The organism is Pseudomonas sp. NFPP28 (assembly GCF_900115535.1).
GTDB lineage: Bacteria > Pseudomonadota > Gammaproteobacteria > Pseudomonadales > Pseudomonadaceae > Aquipseudomonas > Aquipseudomonas extremorientalis.
This window is the reverse complement of sequence record NZ_FOWT01000007.1, coordinates 293,836-312,595: the sequence shown is the minus strand read 5'-3', so window position 1 is coordinate 312,595 and position 18,760 is coordinate 293,836. Positions and strand designations below refer to the sequence as shown.

The window sequence follows — 18,760 nt, the reverse complement described above, 5'->3', positions numbered from 1 at the left end:
GTACGCGGGCGGGAACTCATAGGGGGGGGGTGGTTCCGACGCTGCCGAGCGCGGTTGGGCTTCCATGGATTGATCGTAGCTGGGTAGATGAGATTGGCTGTTTGTCGATTCGATAGGCATAAAAGCTCCCGTTTCATAAGCGATGCAGTGACCTGCCAGAGATTTCTGGCGGGTTGATTTGATCCTGCGTACTTCACTTAAACCATCGGATTTTTACTGTGAAAGGGTCGGATGAGCGACTTGCTCGTGTATGAAATATGTTCATTTGGAGGCGCTACGCGGCCAGTCACTGACTGAGCGTCTCCAGAAATGCCGAAATCTGCGACAATCGCCCCTCGTTTTTCCGTCCGTAGCTATGCAGGCGTGCCCTGCCTCACTCAGAAGACCTTTGCCGCCCTGATGACCGACCAAGCGCCCACCATCGACCAACTGCTCAAAACCCTTGATCACGCCATGCTCGCCGACCGCCACCGTTTGCGTCGGCAGTTGCTTGAGTTGCGCAAAAAGCCCGACGAGGACAAGTTGGTGCAGTGGGTCGCGCGCATGCAGGCGTCCTGCGCACAGGTCACGGCGCGGCGCGCCAGCCTGCCGGTGATTCGTTATGACGACAGCCTGCCGATTGCGGCCAAGCGCGATGAAATCAAAGAAGCGCTGAACAAGCACCAGGTGCTGATCATTGCCGGCGAAACCGGCTCGGGCAAGACCACCCAGTTGCCGAAGATCTGCCTGGAAATCGGTCGCGGCCAGTTCGGTCTCATTGGTCATACCCAGCCCCGCCGGATCGCCGCACGCAGCGTGGCCAGCCGGGTCGCCGAAGAGTTGGCCACGCCATTGGGCGCGCTGGTCGGCTATCAGGTGCGCTTTGAAGACCAGAGCGATTCCAACACCCTGATCAAGCTGATGACCGACGGCATCCTGCTGGCAGAAACCCAGAACGACCGCTACCTGGAACGCTACGACACCATCATCGTCGACGAAGCCCACGAACGCAGCCTGAACATCGACTTCCTGCTGGGCTACCTGAAAACCCTGTTGCCACGTCGCCCGGACCTGAAAGTCATCATCACCTCGGCGACCATCGACCTGGAGCGTTTCTCCAAGCATTTCGACGATGCGCCGATTGTCGAGGTGTCGGGCCGCACCTTCCCGGTGGACACCTGGTATCGCCCACTGACCCTGGAGCAGGACGAGGAGGGCAACCGCGTCGAGGACGACCTCACCGTCGACCAGGCGATCCTCGCCACCCTGGATGAAATTGCCGCCTATGAGCGCAGCGAGCGGCGCAGCCCGGGCGATGTGCTGGTGTTCCTGCCGGGCGAGCGCGAGATTCGTGACGCTGCCGACATGCTGCGCAAGGCCCAGCTCAAGCACACCGAGATCCTGCCGTTGTACGCGCGCCTGTCGCCAGCCGAGCAGCAGCGCATCTTCCAGTCCCATCCGGGCCGACGTGTGGTGTTGGCGACCAACGTCGCAGAAACCTCGCTGACTGTGCCGGGCATTCGTTATGTGATCGACAGTGGCACCGCGCGTATCAGCCGCTACAGCTACCGCGCCAAGGTGCAGCGCCTGCCGATCGAGGCGATTTCCCAGGCCAGCGCCAACCAGCGTAAAGGCCGTTGCGGCCGGGTCGAGCCGGGCATCTGCATTCGTTTGTACAGCGAAGAAGATTTTATCGGCCGCCCGGAATTTACCGACCCGGAAATTCTGCGCACCAACCTCGCCGCCGTGATCCTGCAGATGCTGCATTTGCGTCTCGGCGAAATCACCGACTTCCCGTTTATCGAACCGCCGGACGGCAAGGCGATCAGCGACGGTTTCAACCTGCTGCAAGAGCTGTCGGCGGTCGACCGCAACAGTCAGCTCACCCCGCTGGGCCGCCAGTTGGCGCGCCTGCCGGTGGACCCGCGCATGGGCCGCATGTTGCTGGAAGCCGCCAAGCTTGGCAGCTTGCAGGAAGTGCTGATCGTCGCCAGCGCCATGTCGATCCAGGACCCGCGTGAGCGCCCGCCGGAGCGTCAGCAGGCCGCCGACCAGGCCCACGCACAGTGGAAGGACCCGGATTCGGACTTCGCCGGCCTGGTCAATTTGTGGCGCGGTTTTGAAGAGCAGCGCCAGGAGCTCACTGCCAGCCCGCTGCGTAACTGGTGCCGCAAGAACTTCCTCAATTACCTGCGCCTGCGCGAGTGGCGTGATTCCCATCGCCAGTTGAGCCTGATCTGCCGCGACATGCAGTTGAGCGTCAATAAAGAGCCGGCGGATTTCCCGAAACTGCACAAGGCGGTGCTGTCCGGTTTGCTCAGCCAGATCGGCCAGAAAACCGAGGACGGCGATTACCTGGGCGCGCGTCAGCGGCGTTTCTGGATTCACCCCTCGTCGGGCATCGGCAAGAAGCGCCCGCAATGGCTGATGACCGCCGAACTGGTGGAAACCACCAAGCTGTATGCGCGCATGGTCGCCAAGATTGACGCCGACTGGATCGAACCGCTGGCCGGGCACCTGATCAAGAAAAACCACTTCGAGCCGCACTGGGAGAAAAAACGCGGCCAGGTCGTGGCCTTCGAGCAGATCACCCTGTTCGGGCTGATTGTGGTCGGGCGCCGTCCGGTGCATTACGGGCCGGTCGACCCGGTGGTGTCTCGCGAACTGTTTATCCGTGAAGGCCTGGTGCGTGGCGAGATCCAGTCGCGGGCCAAGTGCCTGGCGGCCAACCAGCAATTGCTGGAGCAGCTCGACGAGCTGGAGGCCAAGGCGCGCCGGCGCGACATTCTGGCCGACGAGGAAACGCTGTTCGCCTTCTACGATGCGCGCCTGCCGGCAGAGATCCACCAGACCGCGACCTTCGACAGTTGGTACAAGGTCAACAGCCAGAAAGACCCGCAACTGCTGATCATGCGCGAAGAAGACGTACTGGCCCGCGAGGCCAGCGAAGTCACCGCTGCGCATTACCCGGACACCCTGCATTTGGGTGACCTGGAACTGGCCTTGAGTTACCACTTCGAACCCAACCACCCGCGTGACGGTGTGACCTTGCGCGTGCCGGCGCCGCTGTTGCCCGCCTTGCCGGCGGAGCGCCTGGAGTGGTTGGTGCCGGGGGTGATCGAGGCCAAGTGCATCGCCCTGGTGCGCAACTTGCCCAAGGCGCTGCGCAAGAACTTCGTGCCGGTGCCGGACTTCGTCAAGGCGGCCCTGCAACGCATCGAATTCGGCCAGGGCTCGTTGCCCCAGGCCCTTGGCCGCGAATTGTTGCGCATGACCGGGGTGCGGGTCAGCGATGAAGCCTGGGCCGAAGCCGCGCAGCAGGTGGAAAGCCACCTGAAGATGAACCTGGAAGTGGTCGACGGCCAGGGCAAGTTCCTCGGTGAAGGCCGGGATCTCGCCGAACTGACGGCGCGCTTTGCCGAGGCCAGCCAGGCCGCGCTGGCCGTACCGCAAACTGCAAAAAGCCAGCAGCCGGTGGAGGCCAAGGTGTTCGCGGCGGTAGCCGAGAAGACGCAACAGAAGATCGCCGGGTTGTCGATGACGGTGTATCCGGCGCTGGTGGAGGAAAACGGCACGGTCAAGGAAGGGCGTTTCTCCACGGCGGCCGAGGCTGAGTTCCAGCATCGCCGTGCCTTGCAACGCCTGCTGATGCAACAACTGGCGGAACCGGCGAAATTCCTGCGCGGCAAACTGCCGGGCCTGACCGAACTGGGCCTGATGTACCGCGAATTGGGCCGGATCGATGCGCTGGTGGAAGACATCCTGCTGGCCAGCCTCGACACCTGCGTGCTCGAAGGCGAAGCCAGCCTGCCGCGGGATGGCGCAGGTTTGGCGGCCCTGGCCGAGCGCAAGCGCGGCAGTTGGACCGAACACGCCGAGCGCCTGGCGCGCCTGACCCTGGAGGTGCTGAAACTCTGGCATGGCCTGCAAAAACGCTTCAAAGGCAAGATCGACCTGGCCCAGGCCGTGGCCTTGAACGACATCAAGCAGCAACTGAGCCACCTGGTGTACCCCGGTTTTGTACGGGAAACCCCGGCGCAGTGGTTCAAGGAATTGCCGCGTTACCTCAAGGCCATCGAGTTGCGCCTGGAGAAATTGCCGAGCCAGGTGCAGAAGGATCGGGTGTGGAGCGGCGAGCTGGGCGGCCTGTGGACGCAGTACGAAAACCGCCTGAAAAAACATGCCCAGGAAGGCAAGCGCGATCCCCAACTGGAGCTGTATCGCTGGTGGCTGGAGGAATACCGGGTGTCGTTGTTTGCCCAGCAACTGGGTACCAAAGTGCCGATTTCCGACAAGCGCCTGAGCAAGCAGTGGAGCCTGGTAGAAGCCTGATATTTGCACGGTTTCCAGGGCAATACAGGTCCAGTGTGGGAGGGGGCTTGCCCCCGATTGCGGTCTGTCATTAAAGGATGTGTTGACTGGCCCACCGCTATCGGGGCAAGCCCCCTCCCACAGATAGCGCCAAATTCCGAGGGTTGTGGCAAACTTCGCGGTTATAAATGCCGGGATCGTCGCGAAAGGCTGCGGCGCGATGGAATAAAGCGATGCCAGTTTGGTGTCCGCGGAGCGGAATCGGACTACTTACAGTTTGGTACGACGGTACCAATATCTTCTGCCTGACAGATTTAGAGGAACGACCGTGCATAACGTCGTCATCAGCGGCACTGGCCTGTATACCCCGGCCAACAGCATCTCCAACGAAGAGCTGGTGCAGTCTTTCAATGCTTACGTGCAACAGTTCAACAGCGACAACGCCGCCGCCATCGAGCGCGGTGACGTGCAGCCGCTGACCGAATCCAGCGCCGCGTTCATCGAAAAGGCCTCCGGCATCAAGAGCCGCTTCGTGATGGACAAGGACGGCATTCTCGATCCGCAGCGCATGGCCCCGCGCCTGCCCGAGCGCAGCAACGACGAATGGTCGGTGCTCTGCCAGATGGCCGTCGGCGCCGCTGAACAAGCTCTACAGCGCGCGGGCAAAACCGCTGCCGACATCGACGGCGTGATCGTCGCCTGTTCCAACCTGCAGCGTGCCTACCCGGCCATCGCCATCGAAGTCCAGGAAGCCTTGGGCATCGAAGGGTTTGGTTTTGACATGAACGTGGCCTGTTCCTCGGCCACCTTCGGCATCCAGAACGCCGCCAACAGCATCCAGCTGGGCCAGGCGCGGGCGATCCTGATGGTCAACCCGGAGGTCTGCACCGGCCACCTGAACTTCCGCGACCGCGACAGCCACTTCATCTTTGGCGATGCGGCCACCGCCGTGGTCCTGGAGCGCGCCGACCTGGCAACCTCCGAACACCAGTTCGACGTGGTGAGCACCAAGCTGCTGACCAAGTTCTCCAATAACATCCGCAACAACTTCGGCTTCCTCAACCGCACCGCGGAAGAGGGCATCGGCGCGCCGGACAAACTGTTCGTACAGGAAGGCCGCAAGGTGTTCCGCGACGTATGCCCGATGGTCGCCGAGCTGATCGGCGTGCACCTGGAAGAGAACCAGTTGAACGTGACCGACGTGAAGCGCTTCTGGTTGCACCAGGCCAACCTGAGCATGAACCACCTGATCGTCAAGAAACTGCTGGGCCGCGAAGCCACGGTGGAAGAAGCGCCGGTGATCCTCGATACCTACGCCAATACCAGTTCGGCGGGTTCGGTGATTGCGTTCCACAAGAATCAGGATGACCTGCCCAAGGGCTCCGTGGCGGTGCTCAGCTCGTTTGGCGCGGGCTATTCGATCGGCAGCGTGATCCTGCGCAAACGCTAAGACAGTCGAGGTCTTGAATGGCAGCAGCGGACGACGCGCACCTGCTTGAACGCCTGCTCAAGGGTGAGCAGCGGGCCTACAAGGAATTGGTCACCACCTACCAGAGCGCCATGCGGGCGGTGGCCTATGCCATCGTCGGCCAGCGTCACGCCGACGAAGTCGTGCAGGACGCCTGGCTGTCAGTGGTGCGCAACCTGGCCAGGTTCGAAGGCCGTTCCAGCCTCAAGACCTGGCTGCTGACCATTACCGCCAACGCTGCCAAGGGGCGCTACAAGCAGAACCGTCGCGAAGTGTTGCTCGACGATCTGCCCTCGCCCCACGGCACTATCGGTGACGATCGCTTCACCCCCGACGATGGTCACTGGGCCGTCGCCCCGTATGCCTGGCACCAGGACACCCCGGAAGCCTTGCTCACCGAGGATGAACTGCGCAAATGCCTGGAGCATACGATCCTGAGCCTGTCGGAGTTGCAGAGCAGTGTGCTGGTACTGCGTGAGCGCCAGGGCCTGGAGTTGGAAGAGATCTGTAATCTTCTGGCGTTGTCGCTCTCCAATGTCCGTGTGCTGTTGCATCGGGCACGGCTTAAAGTCTTCGCCACGGTGGAGCATTTTGAGGAAACGGGCGAATGTTGACCTGTAAAGAACAAGTGGCACGTTCCAGTGACTATCTCGATGGGCAGTTGACCTTTCGCGAACGTCTGCTGGTGCGTCATCACTTGATGTTCTGCCCGAACTGCCGCCGGTTTATCCGCCAGATGCGCCTGATGCAGGCGACGCTGAGGATAATGCCGGACGAACCGGTAGACGGTGTGGAGGCCTTGGCGCAGCGTCTGGCTGACGAGCGGCTCAAGGATCATAAAGGCGGGGAATAAACAGGCTCGCGTGGGTGGAGCGAACGGATGATGGGGACCGATCCACCTACGCAAGACTGGTACAGCCACCTCGGGCCGTCCTGGCCCAAGGCTTTCAACACTTACTGTTAGAACTTGGCTTCTGCATCCAGCTGCAGGGTGTTGGTGTTGGCATCACGCTGGGTGCGGCTGGCGTAGTCGGCCTTGGTCAGGAAGTACGTGGCACCGAGGGCGAAGTTCTTGTCGATGTCGTAGCTGACCTTCATCTTGTGACCGCGCGAACCGGTGGTGCCGTTGGCGAAGTCCGAGTCGGTGAAGGCACCCACCACGGCATTACGCTGAATGTCGCGGTAGTTGTAGTCCAGGTTGAAACCGAACACTTTCGACTTGGCGCCGATCAGCCAGGCGGTGTCCTGGTCGGTCACGGCGTCGTTGTTTTTCACGTACTGGCCGTAGAACGCCAGCGGAACAGCCAGGCCGCCAATGTCGGCTTGGGCAAAGCCTTCATACAGGCGGAACTGGTTGTCGGCCGAGTTACCGTTGACCGCCAGTGCGCAAGGCGTGGTGGTGGTTGTGCAACGGCTGTCCTTGTCATTCTGGTAGGCGTAGACGCTGCCGCCCAGGGTCATTTTCAGGTTGTCGGTGACCGAGAAGCGTGTGCCCAATTGGCCAGAGGTCAGGCGCAGGTCGTGACGGAACTGCACGCCGTCGCCGTCGACGTTGTCCTTGAGGTTGTAGTTGCCGAGGCTGCCGAACAGTTCGGCGCTGCTGCCCAGTGGGTATTTGTAGGTCAGGGCCAGGCCTTCAGGGTTGATGTCGCTATCCCAGATGACGTCGCCCATGTTCACCCACGGTTGCAGCATCTTGCCGCCGATCACGTGCAGGTTCTTGATCTGGTCCGGGTGGTAGTCGATGTAGCCGAGGTCCAGCCAGATCGACTTCTTGTCGAAGTAGTTGTCCTGGTCCTGGTTGGTCGAGCGCGCATCGTCGCTGCTGCCGGTGGCAATACGGATACCGGTGTCGACCTGCGAGTTGATCTCGGTGTAGGCGCCCAGGCGGGCACGGATGCGCTGACGGTCCTTGTCACGGCCGCCGTTGTTGGATTCGCCCTGGATTTTCACGGTTTCCTGACGGAAACGTACGTCACCCTTGAACTGAGTCTTGGCGGCCCAGGCCAGCTTCTGGTCAAAGCTGCTCAGCTCATTGGTTTTCTTCGCGGTGGCCGCGATCTGTTCGTTGGTCTCTTGTTGAGCTTGCCGTGCGATCTGCTGTTCTTTCTGGTCTTTGGCCAATTCGCTTTGCAGTTCGGTGTACTGCGCTGCGGTGATCTGGCCGTTGGCCTTGAGCATGTCGAGCAATTTAGCGTCGACTGCAGCGCTGGCCGGAACGCTCAGGGCCAGTAACAGGCCGCCGCACAGGACCGCCGCAGTTTTAGTGGAAGCAAGACGCATATCAATCTCCGAAAGTGAGGAGGGATGGCAAACCATCCAGGACACAACCGACCGATGACGGACGGAAAATAGCCGCCGGGTAGAACCAGGCGCTCTAAAAACAGGCGTCAGTATCGCGACCGTTTATGACGGTGCAGTGGCGAAGTGATGTCATCTAGATGACAAATTATTTATGTTCGGAACTATTGGTTTAGAGCCTTGTCGTGCGAATCGGGGATGTGCCAGGGCTGGCAATCGGCGATACTCGCCAGGCTTTCACGCCCCGAACCAGTGAGGATGCCGATGCCGCTGCAACGCCTGGACAGCCTGTCCGAAATTGCCCCGCAAGCCTGGGATGCGCTGGTGCCGCAGGGGCAGCCGTTCGTGCGGCATGCGTTCCTGAGTGCCTTGGAAGACAGCGCCAGCCTGGGCCCGCAATCGGGCTGGCAGCCGGAGCATTTGCTGCACTGGGAGGGTGAGCGGCTGGTGGCGGCGTTGCCCAGCTATCGCAAATGGCATTCCTATGGCGAGTACGTGTTCGATCACGGCTGGGCTGATGCCTGCGAGCGCGCCGGTATCGACTATTACCCCAAGTTGCTCACGGCGGTACCCTTCAGCCCGGTCAGCGGTCCGCGCTTATTGGCCGCGAGTGCCGATGACGGTTTTGAGCTGCTCAAGAGCCTGCCGGGTTACCTCGAGATCGAGGAGCTTTCCAGCGCCCATATCAACTTCACGGATGACCTGGCCGATGCTGCACTGGCCCGGCAAGCGGGCTGGTTGCAACGCCTGGGCTGTCAGTATCACTGGCAGAACCGGGGCTACCGCGACTTCCAGGACTTCCTCGACGCCTTGAGCTCGCGCAAGCGCAAACAGATGCGCAAGGAGCGCGAGCAAGTGGCGGGGCAGGGGATCGATTTCGAGTGGCTGCAAGGCCATGAACTGAGCGAGGCGCAGTGGGATTTTGTCTACGCCTGCTACGCCAACACCTATGCCGTGCGCCGCCAATCTCCCTACCTGACCCGCGCTTTCTTCAGCCTGCTGGCCGAGCGCATGCCCGAAGCGATCCGCGTGGTACTGGCCAAGCAAGGCTCGCGCCCGGTAGCCATGGCCTTCAGCCTGCTCGGCGGCGACAGTTTCTACGGCCGCTACTGGGGTTGCCTGGCAGAGTTTGATCGCCTGCACTTCGAAACCTGCTTCTACCAAGGCATGGACTACGCCATCGCCCACGGCCTGCAACGCTTCGATGCGGGGGCGCAGGGCGAGCACAAGTTGATCCGTGGGTTCGAGCCGGTGATCACGCGGTCGTGGCACTACCTGCGCCATCCGGGACTGAAGAATGCCGTGGAGGATTTTCTCGAGCGTGAACGGGTGGGGATCGTGGCGTATGCACAGGAGGCAAGGGCAGCCCTGCCTTATCGGCAGGGCTGAGCTGCTGGTCTTGTGGCGCTTCCATGCAAGGCTGAAATTGCTATTCTGTATGTACAAAAGTACATACAGGTCGTGCCATGCTATTTGAGTGGGATGAATCCAAAAATAAAGCCAATATTATTAAACACGGCATCGATTTCAATGACGTTCCAGATATCTTCAGGCACCCGATGCTGGCCTTACGCGATGATCGAGCGGATTATGGCGAAGAGCGTTGGATCAGTATTGGCTGGATCAAATTGTTAGTGGATGTGGTCGTATATACCGAGCGGCATGGTGGTGTGATTCGCATCATTTCTGCCCGAAAAGCAACCAAGAAAGAGGCAAAATACTATGACGCAAACATCGAAAACTGACTGGGAGCGCTTGGCCAAAATGAGTGATGACGAGATCGATACCAGCGATATTCCTGAGCTGGATGCCGATTTTTTCCGGCGTGCCGAGTTACGTGTTCCAGTGAAGCAGGCGGTCACTATCAGGCTGGACGCTGATGTACTGGAGTGGTTCAAAGATCAAGGATCTGGTTACCAGACGCGTATTAACCAGCTATTGCGTCAGTACATGCAGGCCCATCAAGGGTGAATGGCTGTCCGATAAGAGCAGCCCTGCCTTATCGGCAGGGCTGAACCCGTTTGCCTCAGCCCGGCGCCTCCTTGCCCAGCCATCGATAAGTGAACCCACCGATCACCGCACCCAGGATCGGCGCGAGCCAGAACATCCACAATTGCTGGATCGCCCACCCGCCGACGATCAGTGCCGGGCCGGTACTGCGGGCCGGGTTGACCGAGGTATTGGTCACGGGAATGGAGATCAAGTGGATCAGGGTCAGGGCCAGGCCGATGGCGCAGGGTGCCACGCCCTTGGGGACGCGGCGGTCGGTGGCGCCCAGAATGATCACCACAAACATGGCCGTCATCACCAGCTCACACACAAACCCCGCCGCCAGTGAATACCCGCCTGGCGAATGTTCGCCATAGCCGTTGGACGCCAGGCCCGATGTCAGTTCGAACCCTGGCTTGCCGCTGGCAATGAAGTACAGCAACGCAGCGGCGACCGTGCCACCGACCACCTGCGCGACGATGTACGCCGGTAACTCCCTGGCCGGAAACCTCCCGCCCACTACCAGCCCCACCGATACTGCCGGGTTGAGGTGACAACCGCTGATATGCCCGATGGCCACCGCCATGGTCAGCACCGTGAGCCCGAAGGCCAGGGACACGCCCAACAACCCGATCCCGACTGCGGGAAACGCCGCGGCCAGCACCGCACTCCCGCACCCGCCCAACACCAGCCAAAACGTACCCAACCCCTCTGTGACTGAACGCTTGAACAAAGACATGCAACCCGTCCTTGATAGATCGCTCTACCCAATCAGTAAATCAGTGATGCTCCCTGCAGATTTACTTCAGCGCCCGTCTGGGCACTGCACTGAGTACAGCACGGTTATGGCACAAATCCAGGGTTCTAAAGTGGGAGGGGGCTTGCCCCCGATTGCGGAGTATCAGTCGCTGTATCCGGTGACTGATCTGCCGCTATCGGGGGCAAGCCCCCTCCCACAGGTTGGATCGGAAAGGGGTTGTAAGGGTCAGTCGATGCCGACGAAGCCGCCGGTCTGGTGCTGCCACAACCGTGCATACAACCCACCATGGGCCAGCAGTTCGGCATGGCTGCCGCTTTCGGCAATCTGGCCTTTCTCCAGCACCACCAGGCGGTCCATCCGCGCAATGGTCGACAAGCGGTGGGCAATCGCGATCACGGTCTTGCCCTGCATCAGGGTTTCCAGGCTTTCCTGGATCGCGGCTTCCACTTCCGAGTCCAGCGCTGAGGTGGCTTCGTCCATGATCAGGATCGGCGCGTCCTTGAGCAGTACGCGGGCGATGGCGATACGTTGACGCTGCCCGCCGGAGAGTTTCACGCCGCGCTCACCGACATGCGCATCCAGCCCGGTGCGGCCTTCGGAGTCCGACAGCAATGGGATGAACTCATCCGCGCGCGCCTTGTGCACGGCGGCCCAGAGTTCTTCGTCGGTGGCATCGGGCTTGCCGTACAGCAGGTTGTCGCGGATCGAGCGGTGCAGCAGCGACGTGTCCTGGGTGATCATGCCGATCTGTTCGCGCAAGCTTTCCTGCGCGACGTCGGCGATGTTCTGGCCGTCGATCAGGATACGCCCGCCTTGCAGGTCGTACAGGCGCAGCAGCAGGTTGACCAGGGTCGACTTGCCCGCACCGGACGGGCCGATCAGGCCGATCTTTTCACCGGCCTTGATCTCAAGGTCGAGGCCGCCAATGATCCCGCTCTTCTTGCCATAGTGGAAATCCACCTGCTCGAAACGCACTTCGCCATGGGGCACGCTCAGGCGCGGGGCATTGTCGCGGTCGATCACCGCCAGCGGCTGGGCGATGGTCTTCAGGCCATCCTGCACCTGGCCGATGTTTTCGAAAATGCCGTTGACCACCCACATGATCCAGCCGGACATGTTGACGATTCGGATCACCAGGCCGGTGGCCAGGGCGATCGCGCCAACCGAAATCAGCGACTGCGTCCACAGCCACAGCGCCAGGCCAGTGGTGGTCACGATCAGCAGGCCGTTCATGGTGGTGATCACGATGTCCATGCTGGTGACCACGCGGCTGGCCAGCTGGGTTTTTTCGGTCTGCTCGATGATCGCTTCCTTGGCATACTCCTGCTCATAGCGGGTATGGGCGAACAGCTTCAAGGTGGTAATGTTGGTGTAGCCATCGACGATGCGGCCCATCAATTTGGAGCGCGCCTCGGAGGAAATCACCGAGCGCTCCTTCACCCTTGGCACAAAGTAGCGCAGCGCCAGGCTGTAGCAGAGGATCCAGGTCACCAGCGGGATCATCAGGCGCCAGTCGGCCTCGGCAAACAGCACCAGGGAGCTGATGGCGTAGATCGCCACGTGCCAGATCGCATCCACCGCCGCCACGGCGGAGTCGCGCAGGGAGTTGCCGGTTTGCATGATGCGCTGGGCAATACGCCCGGCGAAGTCGTTCTGGAAGAAATTCAGGCTCTGCTTGAGCACGTAGCTGTGGTTCTGCCAGCGGATCAGGCTGGTCATGCCGGGGCTGATGGTCTGGTGCACCAGCAGGTCATGCAGGGCGCCGAAGATCGGGCGCAGCAACAGGGCGACCACGGCCATCCAGATCAGCTCGGTGCTGTGCACCTGAAAGAAGTCGGCGGGCGGCGTGCCCTGGGCGAGGTCGATGATGCGGCTCAGGTAGCTGAACAGCGCCACTTCGATCAGCGCGCCGATCAGGCCCACCACCAGCAAGGCGGCGAAATGCGGCCACACCTGGCGCAGGTAGTAGAGGTAGAAGGGCAGGACTTTATCAGGCGGGGCGGCGCTGGGGGCGTCGCGGAAGATGTCGATCAGTTGTTCAAAGCGACGATAGAGCATTAGGTATGACGCCCGCCGTGCGGGCTCTCCTTTCAAATGCGCACGCAGCCTTGTGGGCTGCGCGCGGAACTGCCTGCCAGGCTCAGTCGAGGCGCTTGGCCGACTTGATCACGACAGGATCGATTGGCACGTTCTGCATGCCTTGCTTGGTGGTGGTCTGGGAGTTGACGATGATGTCGACCACGTCCATGCCCTTGACCACTTTGGCGAACACGGCGTAACCGGCATCGCGGCCTGGGTCGAGGAACGCATTGTCGGCGACGTTGATGAAGAATTGGCTGGTGGCCGAATTCGGGTCATTGGTGCGCGCCATCGACAAGGTGCCACGTACGTTATGCAGGCCGTTGCTGGCTTCGTTCTTGATTGGCGCGTCGGTCGGCTTCTGCGCCATCTGCGCGGTGAACCCGCCGCCCTGGACCATGAAACCCGGGATCACACGGTGGAAAATCGTGTTGGTGTAGAAGCCCTTGTCGACATAGGCCAGGAAGTTCTTGGTGCTGATTGGCGCCTTGACCGGGTCCAGTTCGATCTCGATATCGCCGTTGGTGGTGGTGATCAATACGTGGGGCGCCTTGGCGGGCTCGGCGGCCATCAGGTTGGCGGCGAACAGAACAGAACCGGCAAAGAAGGCGATTTTTTTCAGCATGGGTCAGTGATCCTGGGTAGTGGTTTCGACTGTCTTTAGAAATTCGAGCAAGGTTGCGTTAAAGACTTCGGGTTGATCCAAGGGCGTGGCATGGCGGGAATCTTCTATCACCACCAGTCGCGCATCGGGCAGCAGTTTTACATAGTTTTGTTTCTGCGCCACAGGGGTGTAGTCGTGGTCGGCGCTGATGACCAGCGTAGGACAGGTAATGCGCGAAAGATGTTCCTGCACCCCCCATCCCACAATCGCATCGAAGCTGGCGAGATAAGCACGTTTGTCGTTCTTTGCCCAGCGTTCGGCCATTTTGCGGCGCAGGTCGGCCTGGTGCGGTTTTGGGAAGAGCCGTTCGCCCAACGCCTTGCCGATTGTGGAGAGGCTCAGCAAGCGTGCCAGGCTCCAGCGCTTGGCCCACTGCCAGTAATCATCGGCACTGCGCACCTTGACCTCGGGGGCGCTGTTGACGATGCAGAGGCTCTTGACCCGCGCCGGTTCGTCCACGGCCAGTTGGAAAGCGATCATGCCACCCATGGACAAGCCCACCACGTGGGCCGGTGGCAGGTCCAGGTGTTCGAACAAGGCGATCAGGTCGTAGGTGAAACCCGGGATGCTGTAGCGTTCGCGCGGTTTGTCCGAGCGGCCGTGGCCGCGCACGTCCACCACGATCAGGCGGTAATGCCGGGCCAGCACTGGAATCTGCAGTTCCCAGTCCTGGCTGCTGGAGCCCAGGCCGTGGATCAGCACCAGCGGCGTGCCGTGGCCATATTCCTCGTAGTGCAGGCTGCATCCTTCATGGTCGAACCAGGCCATGGGCGAACTCCGTTTCAGGCTTGCCGGGGGGCGGCGAAGGGCGCGTCCAGCGGTGCAGTGTCAAAGGTGCGCAGCAGTTCCACGAGGATCTGCGTGGCAGGCCCCAGGGGTTTGTCCTTGTTTGAATACAGGTAGAACGTGGGGTGGCGGCTACCGCCCTGTTCCAGCGGCAGTTGCTTGAGAACGCCTTCGGCGAGTTCGCGCTCGATCATGTGCCGGGGCAACCAGGCGAAGCCCAGGCCGCTGCCGACAAAGGCGGCGGCGGTGGCCAGGCTGCCGACGGTCCAGCGCTGTTCGGCGCCGAGCCAACCCACATCGCGCGGTTGCTGGCGGCCGGAGTCGCGGATCACCACCTGCATCTGGCTTTCCAGGTCCTGGAAGCTCAGTTCGCGGTTCATGCGGTGCAGCGTGTGCTCGGGATGGGCCACTGCGACAAACTCCACGTCGCTCATTTCCGTGCCCAGGTAGCCGGGGATACTGAACCCGCAGATCGCCAGGTCGGCGACGCCTTCCATCAGCAACTCTTCAACGCCAGACAACACCTCTTCCCGCAGGCGCACGCGGCAGCCACGGCTCTGGGGCATGAAGGCGGAAAGAGCGCGCACCAGGCGCGCATTCGGATAGGCCGCGTCCACCACCAGGCGCACTTCGGCTTCCCAGCCCTGCTCCATATGGTGGGCAAGGTCCTCCAACTGGCTGGCGTTTTTCACCAGTTGCCGGGAGCGGCGCAACAGCACTTCACCAGCGTCGGTGAGTACCGCCTTGCGCCCGTCAATGCGCAACAGCGGTACGCCAAGCTGGTCCTGCATGCGGGCCACGGTGTAGCTCACCGAGGACTGCGAGCGGTGCAGCGCTTCGGCCGCCTGGGCGAAGCCGCCATGGTCGACCACGGCTTGCAGCGTGCGCCATTGATCGAGGGTAACGCGGGGCGCTTTCAAGATGGGCTCCTCTTGTCCTAAGCTGGCTGTCCTTATTGGAGACTGCCGAATGAGAAAATTCTGTTGTGTGTTGCTGGCGCTGCTGCCGATGAGTGCGTTTGCCTACCCCATCGACGTGACCAAGAAGATCGACGGCGTGAGCATCGATTACACCGCCTCTGACGTGGACGGCGACATCAGTTCGATCCAACTCAATAACTACGGCACCCACGATGCCGTGTGCTCGGTAACCTTCACCAACGGCCCGGAATCGCCGCGTCGCCGCACGGTCACGGTGCCGGCGGGCAAGAGCACCAACACCACGGTCAAGTTCAACCGCGCCATTATCAAGATGCGTATCGCCCTGGCCTGCACGCCGAAATAAGCCGAGGGCGGAGCATGCTCCGCCTTTGAACAAATTTATAGATGGGTTATAGCAGTTTTTTGCGCTTTTTAATCGAATTGGCTCTGTTTAATCTTCACTCCATCGACTTACAGCAATCACAGATGGAGCCTACAACGCCATGTCCAACGTTCTGATCATCGAAAGCAGCGCTCGCCAGCAGGATTCGATTTCCCGCCAACTGACCCAGCAATTCATCAGCCAATGGCAGGCCGCTCACCCGACAGATCAGATTACCGTGCGTGACGTGGCGCTCAACCCGGTTCCACACCTGGATGCCAACCTGCTCGGCGGCTGGATGAAGCCGGCCGATCAGCGCAACGCCGACGAACAGGCGTCCCTGGATCGTTCCAACGCATTGACCGACGAATTGCTCGCCGCCGACGTCCTGGTGATGGCTGCGCCGATGTACAACTTCGCGATCCCCAGCACCCTCAAAGCCTGGCTGGACCACGTGTTGCGTGCGGGTGTGACCTTCAAGTACACCGCCACCGGCCCTCAGGGTCTGCTGACTGGCAAGCGCGCCATCGTGCTCACCGCTCGCGGCGGCATCCACACCGGCGCCAGCTCCGATCACCAGGAACCGTACCTGCGTCAGGTCATGGCCTTCATCGGGATTCATGACGTCACCTTCATTCATGCCGAAGGGGTGAACCTGAGCGGTGACTTCCAGGAAAAGGGCATCAACCACGCCAAGGCGCTGCTGGCCCAGGTGGCTTGATCCTTTAATCGTCACATAATCGCGCAGTGTTTATATCGCTCCACGCCAACCCTTCAAGTACGCGTAACGAACCTCCCTTTGCACTTTTGCTCCTGAGTGCTACCGCCCGACTGACGCTTTAGCGAGGTCGGGTTTTTTTTGCCCCGAGTTTCTTCAACCGTCGAAAACCGTTAATGTCCCGCCCATTCGAAACGAGGCGCGCATGGGCTACTTACTGGTTGTTACCCTGATTCAGGCATTTTCCTTCAGCTTGATCGGCGAATACCTCGCCGGTCACGTCGACAGCTACTTCGCCGTGCTGGTGCGTGTGCTGCTGGCCGGGCTGGTGTTCATCCCGCTGACCCGCTGGCGCTCGGTGGAACCGGCCTTCATGCGCGGCATGCTGGTGATCGGCGCGCTGCAGTTCGGCGTGACCTATGTGTGCCTGTACTTGAGCTTTCGTGTGCTCACCGTGCCGGAAGTGCTGCTGTTCACCATTCTCACGCCGTTGCACGTGACCCTCATCGAGGACGCCCTCAACCGTCGCTTCAACCCCTGGGCGCTGGTCGCCGCACTGGTGGCGGTAGCGGGCGCAGCGGTGATTCGCTTCGACCAGATCACCCCGCATTTCCTTGGCGGTTTCCTGCTGCTGCAATTGGCCAACTTCACCTACGCCGCCGGCCAGGTGATGTACAAGCACCTGGTGGCGCGCTACCCCAGTGACCTGCCGCACTACCGGCGCTTTGGTTACTTCTATGTGGGCGCGTTGTTGGTGGTGTTGCCGGCATTCCTGCTGTTCGGCAAGGCTGACTTCCTGCCGGAGGCGCCGCTGCAATGGGGCGTGCTGGTGTTCCTTGGCCTGGTCAGTACGGCGCTGGGCATGTACTGGTGGAACAAGGGTGCCTGCCTGGTGCAGGGCGGTACGCTGGCGGTGATGAATAACCTGCATGTGCCGGTGGGGTTGCTGCTGAATTTGCTGATCTGGAACCAGCATGAGCCGCTGGGGCGGTTGGCGTTGGGTGGGGTGGTGATTCTGGGGGCGGTGTGGATCAGTCGGTTGGGCGCGAAGGCGCCCAACCGCTCCCTGGTTTAGCCAGCGCGACTTTCAGGGGCCGGCAAATGACTGGCCCCCAACACCGCCGGCAACACCCCGGCGCGCAAGTCATTTCCACTCGGCTGCTGATACAGACTCAAGCCAAATTCCGGCAACACCGCCAGCAGGTAATCAAAGATATCCCCCTGGATCCGCTCGTAATCGGCCCATGCCGTGGTGCGGGTGAAGCAGTAGATCTCCAGCGGCACGCCCTGGGCGGTGGTCTGCATCTGGCGCACCATGCAGGTCATGTTCGGCTGGATGTCCGGATGGCTTTTCAGGTAGGCCAGGGCATAGGCGCGGAAGGTGCCGAGGTTGGTCATGCGGCGGCGGTTGGCCGACAGTTGCGCGCTGTGGCCCTGGGCTTCGTTCCAGGCCTTGAGTTCGACCTGTTTTCGCCCGATGTAGTCGGTGAGCAGGTGCACCTGGGTCATGCGCAGTTCTTCGTCGTCGCGCAGGAAGCGCACGCCGCTGGCGTCGATGAACAGGCTGCGCTTGATGCGGCGCCCGCCGGAGGCCTGCATGCCGCGCCAGTTCTTGAACGACTCGGACATCAGGCGCCAGGTGGGGATGGAGACGATGGTCTTGTCGAAGTTCTGCACCTTGACCGTGTGCAACGTGATGTCCACCACATCACCATCAGCGCCGACCTGGGGCATTTCGATCCAGTCGCCGACCCGCAGCATGTCGTTGCTGGTCAACTGCACGCTGGCGACGAACGACAGCAACGTGTCCTTGTACACCAACAGGATCACCGCCGACATAGCACCCAGCCCCGACAGCAGCAACAGCGGAGAGCGGTCGATCAGGGTGGCGACGATGATGATCGCGCCAAACACGAACAGCACCATCTTCGCCAACTGCACATAGCCCTTGATCGAGCGGGTGCGCGCGTGTTCGGTGCGGGCGTAGATGTCCAGCAGGGCGTTGAGCAGGGCGCTGATGGCCAGCACCAGGAACAGGATGGTCAGCGCCAGGGCCACGTTGCCGATGAACAGGATGGCGGTCTTGCTCAGGTCCGGCACCAGGTACAGGCCGAACTGGATCACCAGTGACGGCGTCATCTGCGCCAGGCGATGGAAGACCTTGTTGTGCCGCAGGTCGTTGAGCCAGTGCAGGGACGGTTGCCGGCCAAGCAGTTTGACGGCGTGGAGGATGAGGTAGCGCGCCACTCGTCCGAGCATCAGGGCCACCACCAGCAACACCAGCAAGCCGAGGCTGGCGTGCAGCAGCGGGTGTTCATCGAGGGCGCCCCAGAGGTCCTGGGCGTTGAGCCAGAGCTGTTTGATATCCATGGGTGAAACCGATTCTTCTGTGGGACAAGACGG

At 61.3% G+C, this 18,760-nt stretch carries 17 protein-coding genes; 10 read left to right on the top strand and 7 right to left on the bottom strand.

Features of this window, described 5'->3' with window-relative positions; genetic code table 11:
- The first annotated feature begins 399 nt into the window (after nt 1–399).
- The 4 genes from hrpA (at nt 400) to BM110_RS19820 (ending at nt 6,611) form a co-directional block, all read left to right on the top strand.
- Nucleotides 400–4,311, top strand: coding sequence for an ATP-dependent RNA helicase HrpA (gene hrpA, locus BM110_RS19835; protein ID WP_093514037.1), 3,912 nt, complete (start codon nt 400–402; stop codon nt 4,309–4,311).
- Nucleotides 4,312–4,618: 307 nt separating this feature from the next.
- Nucleotides 4,619–5,740 (top strand): beta-ketoacyl-ACP synthase III, encoded by a 1,122-nt coding sequence (locus BM110_RS19830; RefSeq protein WP_071491358.1) that lies wholly within the window; start codon nt 4,619–4,621, stop codon nt 5,738–5,740.
- Between the two features lie 17 nt (nt 5,741–5,757).
- Nucleotides 5,758–6,372: an RNA polymerase sigma factor gene (locus BM110_RS19825; RefSeq protein ID WP_093514036.1), complete on the top strand. Its 615-nt coding sequence runs from the start codon at nt 5,758–5,760 to the stop codon at nt 6,370–6,372.
- Nucleotides 6,366–6,611 carry an anti-sigma factor family protein gene (locus BM110_RS19820; RefSeq protein WP_071491356.1) on the top strand — a complete coding sequence of 82 codons (246 nt, stop codon included), beginning with the start codon at nt 6,366–6,368 and terminating at the stop codon, nt 6,609–6,611. Before BM110_RS19825 ends, BM110_RS19820 begins: the two co-directional genes overlap by 7 nt.
- Nucleotides 6,612–6,718: 107 nt before the next feature.
- Here BM110_RS19820 and BM110_RS19815 read toward each other — a convergent pair whose 3' ends face one another.
- Nucleotides 6,719–8,041, bottom strand: coding sequence for a putative porin (locus tag BM110_RS19815; RefSeq protein WP_028617432.1), 1,323 nt, complete (start codon nt 8,039–8,041; stop codon nt 6,719–6,721).
- A gap of 282 nt (nt 8,042–8,323) precedes the next feature.
- On the opposite strand from BM110_RS19815, the gene BM110_RS19810 reads away from it, so the two are divergent.
- The 3 genes from BM110_RS19810 (at nt 8,324) to BM110_RS19800 (ending at nt 10,030) form a co-directional block, all read left to right on the top strand.
- A complete protein-coding gene (locus tag BM110_RS19810) occupies nt 8,324–9,448 on the top strand; it encodes a GNAT family N-acetyltransferase (protein WP_092242859.1) in 1,125 nt (374 codons plus the stop codon).
- A gap of 77 nt (nt 9,449–9,525) precedes the next feature.
- A complete protein-coding gene (locus BM110_RS19805) occupies nt 9,526–9,804 on the top strand; it encodes a BrnT family toxin (protein WP_093514035.1) in 279 nt (92 codons plus the stop codon).
- Complete coding sequence (locus tag BM110_RS19800) at nt 9,782–10,030, top strand: BrnA antitoxin family protein (RefSeq protein WP_093514034.1); 249 nt, start codon at nt 9,782–9,784, stop codon at nt 10,028–10,030. The genes BM110_RS19805 and BM110_RS19800 overlap by 23 nt, the downstream gene beginning before the upstream one ends.
- Before the next feature lie 55 nt (nt 10,031–10,085).
- On the opposite strand, the gene aqpZ is transcribed toward BM110_RS19800, so the two are convergent.
- The 5 genes from aqpZ to BM110_RS19775 form a co-directional block, all read right to left on the bottom strand.
- On the bottom strand, nt 10,086–10,787 hold the full coding sequence (aqpZ, locus tag BM110_RS19795; RefSeq protein WP_093514033.1) for an aquaporin Z: 702 nt from the start codon (nt 10,785–10,787) through the stop codon (nt 10,086–10,088).
- Nucleotides 10,788–11,033: 246 nt separating this feature from the next.
- Nucleotides 11,034–12,866 carry an ABC transporter ATP-binding protein gene (locus BM110_RS19790; RefSeq protein WP_092242864.1) on the bottom strand — a complete coding sequence of 611 codons (1,833 nt, stop codon included), beginning with the start codon at nt 12,864–12,866 and terminating at the stop codon, nt 11,034–11,036.
- An 82-nt stretch (nt 12,867–12,948) separates the two neighbouring features.
- Nucleotides 12,949–13,512 (bottom strand): peptidylprolyl isomerase, encoded by a 564-nt coding sequence (locus BM110_RS19785; RefSeq protein WP_071491351.1) that lies wholly within the window; start codon nt 13,510–13,512, stop codon nt 12,949–12,951.
- Between the two features lie 3 nt (nt 13,513–13,515).
- Complete coding sequence (locus BM110_RS19780) at nt 13,516–14,319, bottom strand: alpha/beta fold hydrolase (RefSeq protein WP_093122127.1); 804 nt, start codon at nt 14,317–14,319, stop codon at nt 13,516–13,518.
- Nucleotides 14,320–14,333: 14 nt separating this feature from the next.
- Complete coding sequence (locus tag BM110_RS19775) at nt 14,334–15,257, bottom strand: PA3225 family LysR-type transcriptional regulator (RefSeq protein ID WP_071491349.1); 924 nt, start codon at nt 15,255–15,257, stop codon at nt 14,334–14,336.
- 49 nt (nt 15,258–15,306) lie between these two features.
- Here BM110_RS19775 and BM110_RS19770 point away from each other — a divergent pair, with 49 nt between their 5' ends.
- The 3 genes from BM110_RS19770 to BM110_RS19760 all read left to right on the top strand — a co-directional run bounded on the left by BM110_RS19770 (nt 15,307) and on the right by BM110_RS19760 (nt 17,432).
- Nucleotides 15,307–15,621, top strand: a complete 315-nt coding sequence (locus BM110_RS19770; protein WP_058425359.1) for a hypothetical protein — start codon at nt 15,307–15,309, stop codon at nt 15,619–15,621.
- Nucleotides 15,622–15,760: 139 nt separating this feature from the next.
- Complete coding sequence (locus BM110_RS19765) at nt 15,761–16,360, top strand: FMN-dependent NADH-azoreductase (protein WP_071491348.1); 600 nt, start codon at nt 15,761–15,763, stop codon at nt 16,358–16,360.
- Between the two features lie 202 nt (nt 16,361–16,562).
- Nucleotides 16,563–17,432, top strand: coding sequence for a carboxylate/amino acid/amine transporter (locus tag BM110_RS19760; RefSeq protein WP_092242869.1), 870 nt, complete (start codon nt 16,563–16,565; stop codon nt 17,430–17,432).
- Here BM110_RS19760 and BM110_RS19755 read toward each other — a convergent pair.
- Nucleotides 17,429–18,727, bottom strand: coding sequence for a mechanosensitive ion channel family protein (locus tag BM110_RS19755; protein ID WP_093514032.1), 1,299 nt, complete (start codon nt 18,725–18,727; stop codon nt 17,429–17,431). The genes BM110_RS19760 and BM110_RS19755 overlap by 4 nt on opposite strands.
- Nucleotides 18,728–18,760 lie beyond the last annotated feature (33 nt).

What these genes read in the sequence shown, in the direction of transcription:
- BM110_RS19755 (WP_093514032.1), bottom strand. Translation starts at nt 18,727, where the DNA reads ATGGATATCAAACAGCTCTGGCTCAACGCCCAGGACCTCTGGGGCGCC.
- BM110_RS19810 (WP_092242859.1), top strand. Translation starts at nt 8,324, where the DNA reads ATGCCGCTGCAACGCCTGGACAGCCTGTCCGAAATTGCCCCGCAAGCC.
- BM110_RS19785 (WP_071491351.1), bottom strand. Translation starts at nt 13,512, where the DNA reads ATGCTGAAAAAAATCGCCTTCTTTGCCGGTTCTGTTCTGTTCGCCGCC.
- hrpA (WP_093514037.1), top strand. Translation starts at nt 400, where the DNA reads ATGACCGACCAAGCGCCCACCATCGACCAACTGCTCAAAACCCTTGAT.
- BM110_RS19800 (WP_093514034.1), top strand. Translation starts at nt 9,782, where the DNA reads ATGACGCAAACATCGAAAACTGACTGGGAGCGCTTGGCCAAAATGAGT.
- BM110_RS19805 (WP_093514035.1), top strand. Translation starts at nt 9,526, where the DNA reads ATGCTATTTGAGTGGGATGAATCCAAAAATAAAGCCAATATTATTAAA.
- BM110_RS19770 (WP_058425359.1), top strand. Translation starts at nt 15,307, where the DNA reads ATGAGAAAATTCTGTTGTGTGTTGCTGGCGCTGCTGCCGATGAGTGCG.
- BM110_RS19790 (WP_092242864.1), bottom strand. Translation starts at nt 12,866, where the DNA reads ATGCTCTATCGTCGCTTTGAACAACTGATCGACATCTTCCGCGACGCC.
- BM110_RS19765 (WP_071491348.1), top strand. Translation starts at nt 15,761, where the DNA reads ATGTCCAACGTTCTGATCATCGAAAGCAGCGCTCGCCAGCAGGATTCG.
- BM110_RS19820 (WP_071491356.1), top strand. Translation starts at nt 6,366, where the DNA reads ATGTTGACCTGTAAAGAACAAGTGGCACGTTCCAGTGACTATCTCGAT.
- BM110_RS19825 (WP_093514036.1), top strand. Translation starts at nt 5,758, where the DNA reads ATGGCAGCAGCGGACGACGCGCACCTGCTTGAACGCCTGCTCAAGGGT.
- BM110_RS19815 (WP_028617432.1), bottom strand. Translation starts at nt 8,041, where the DNA reads ATGCGTCTTGCTTCCACTAAAACTGCGGCGGTCCTGTGCGGCGGCCTG.
- BM110_RS19780 (WP_093122127.1), bottom strand. Translation starts at nt 14,319, where the DNA reads ATGGCCTGGTTCGACCATGAAGGATGCAGCCTGCACTACGAGGAATAT.
- aqpZ (WP_093514033.1), bottom strand. Translation starts at nt 10,787, where the DNA reads ATGTCTTTGTTCAAGCGTTCAGTCACAGAGGGGTTGGGTACGTTTTGG.
- BM110_RS19760 (WP_092242869.1), top strand. Translation starts at nt 16,563, where the DNA reads ATGGGCTACTTACTGGTTGTTACCCTGATTCAGGCATTTTCCTTCAGC.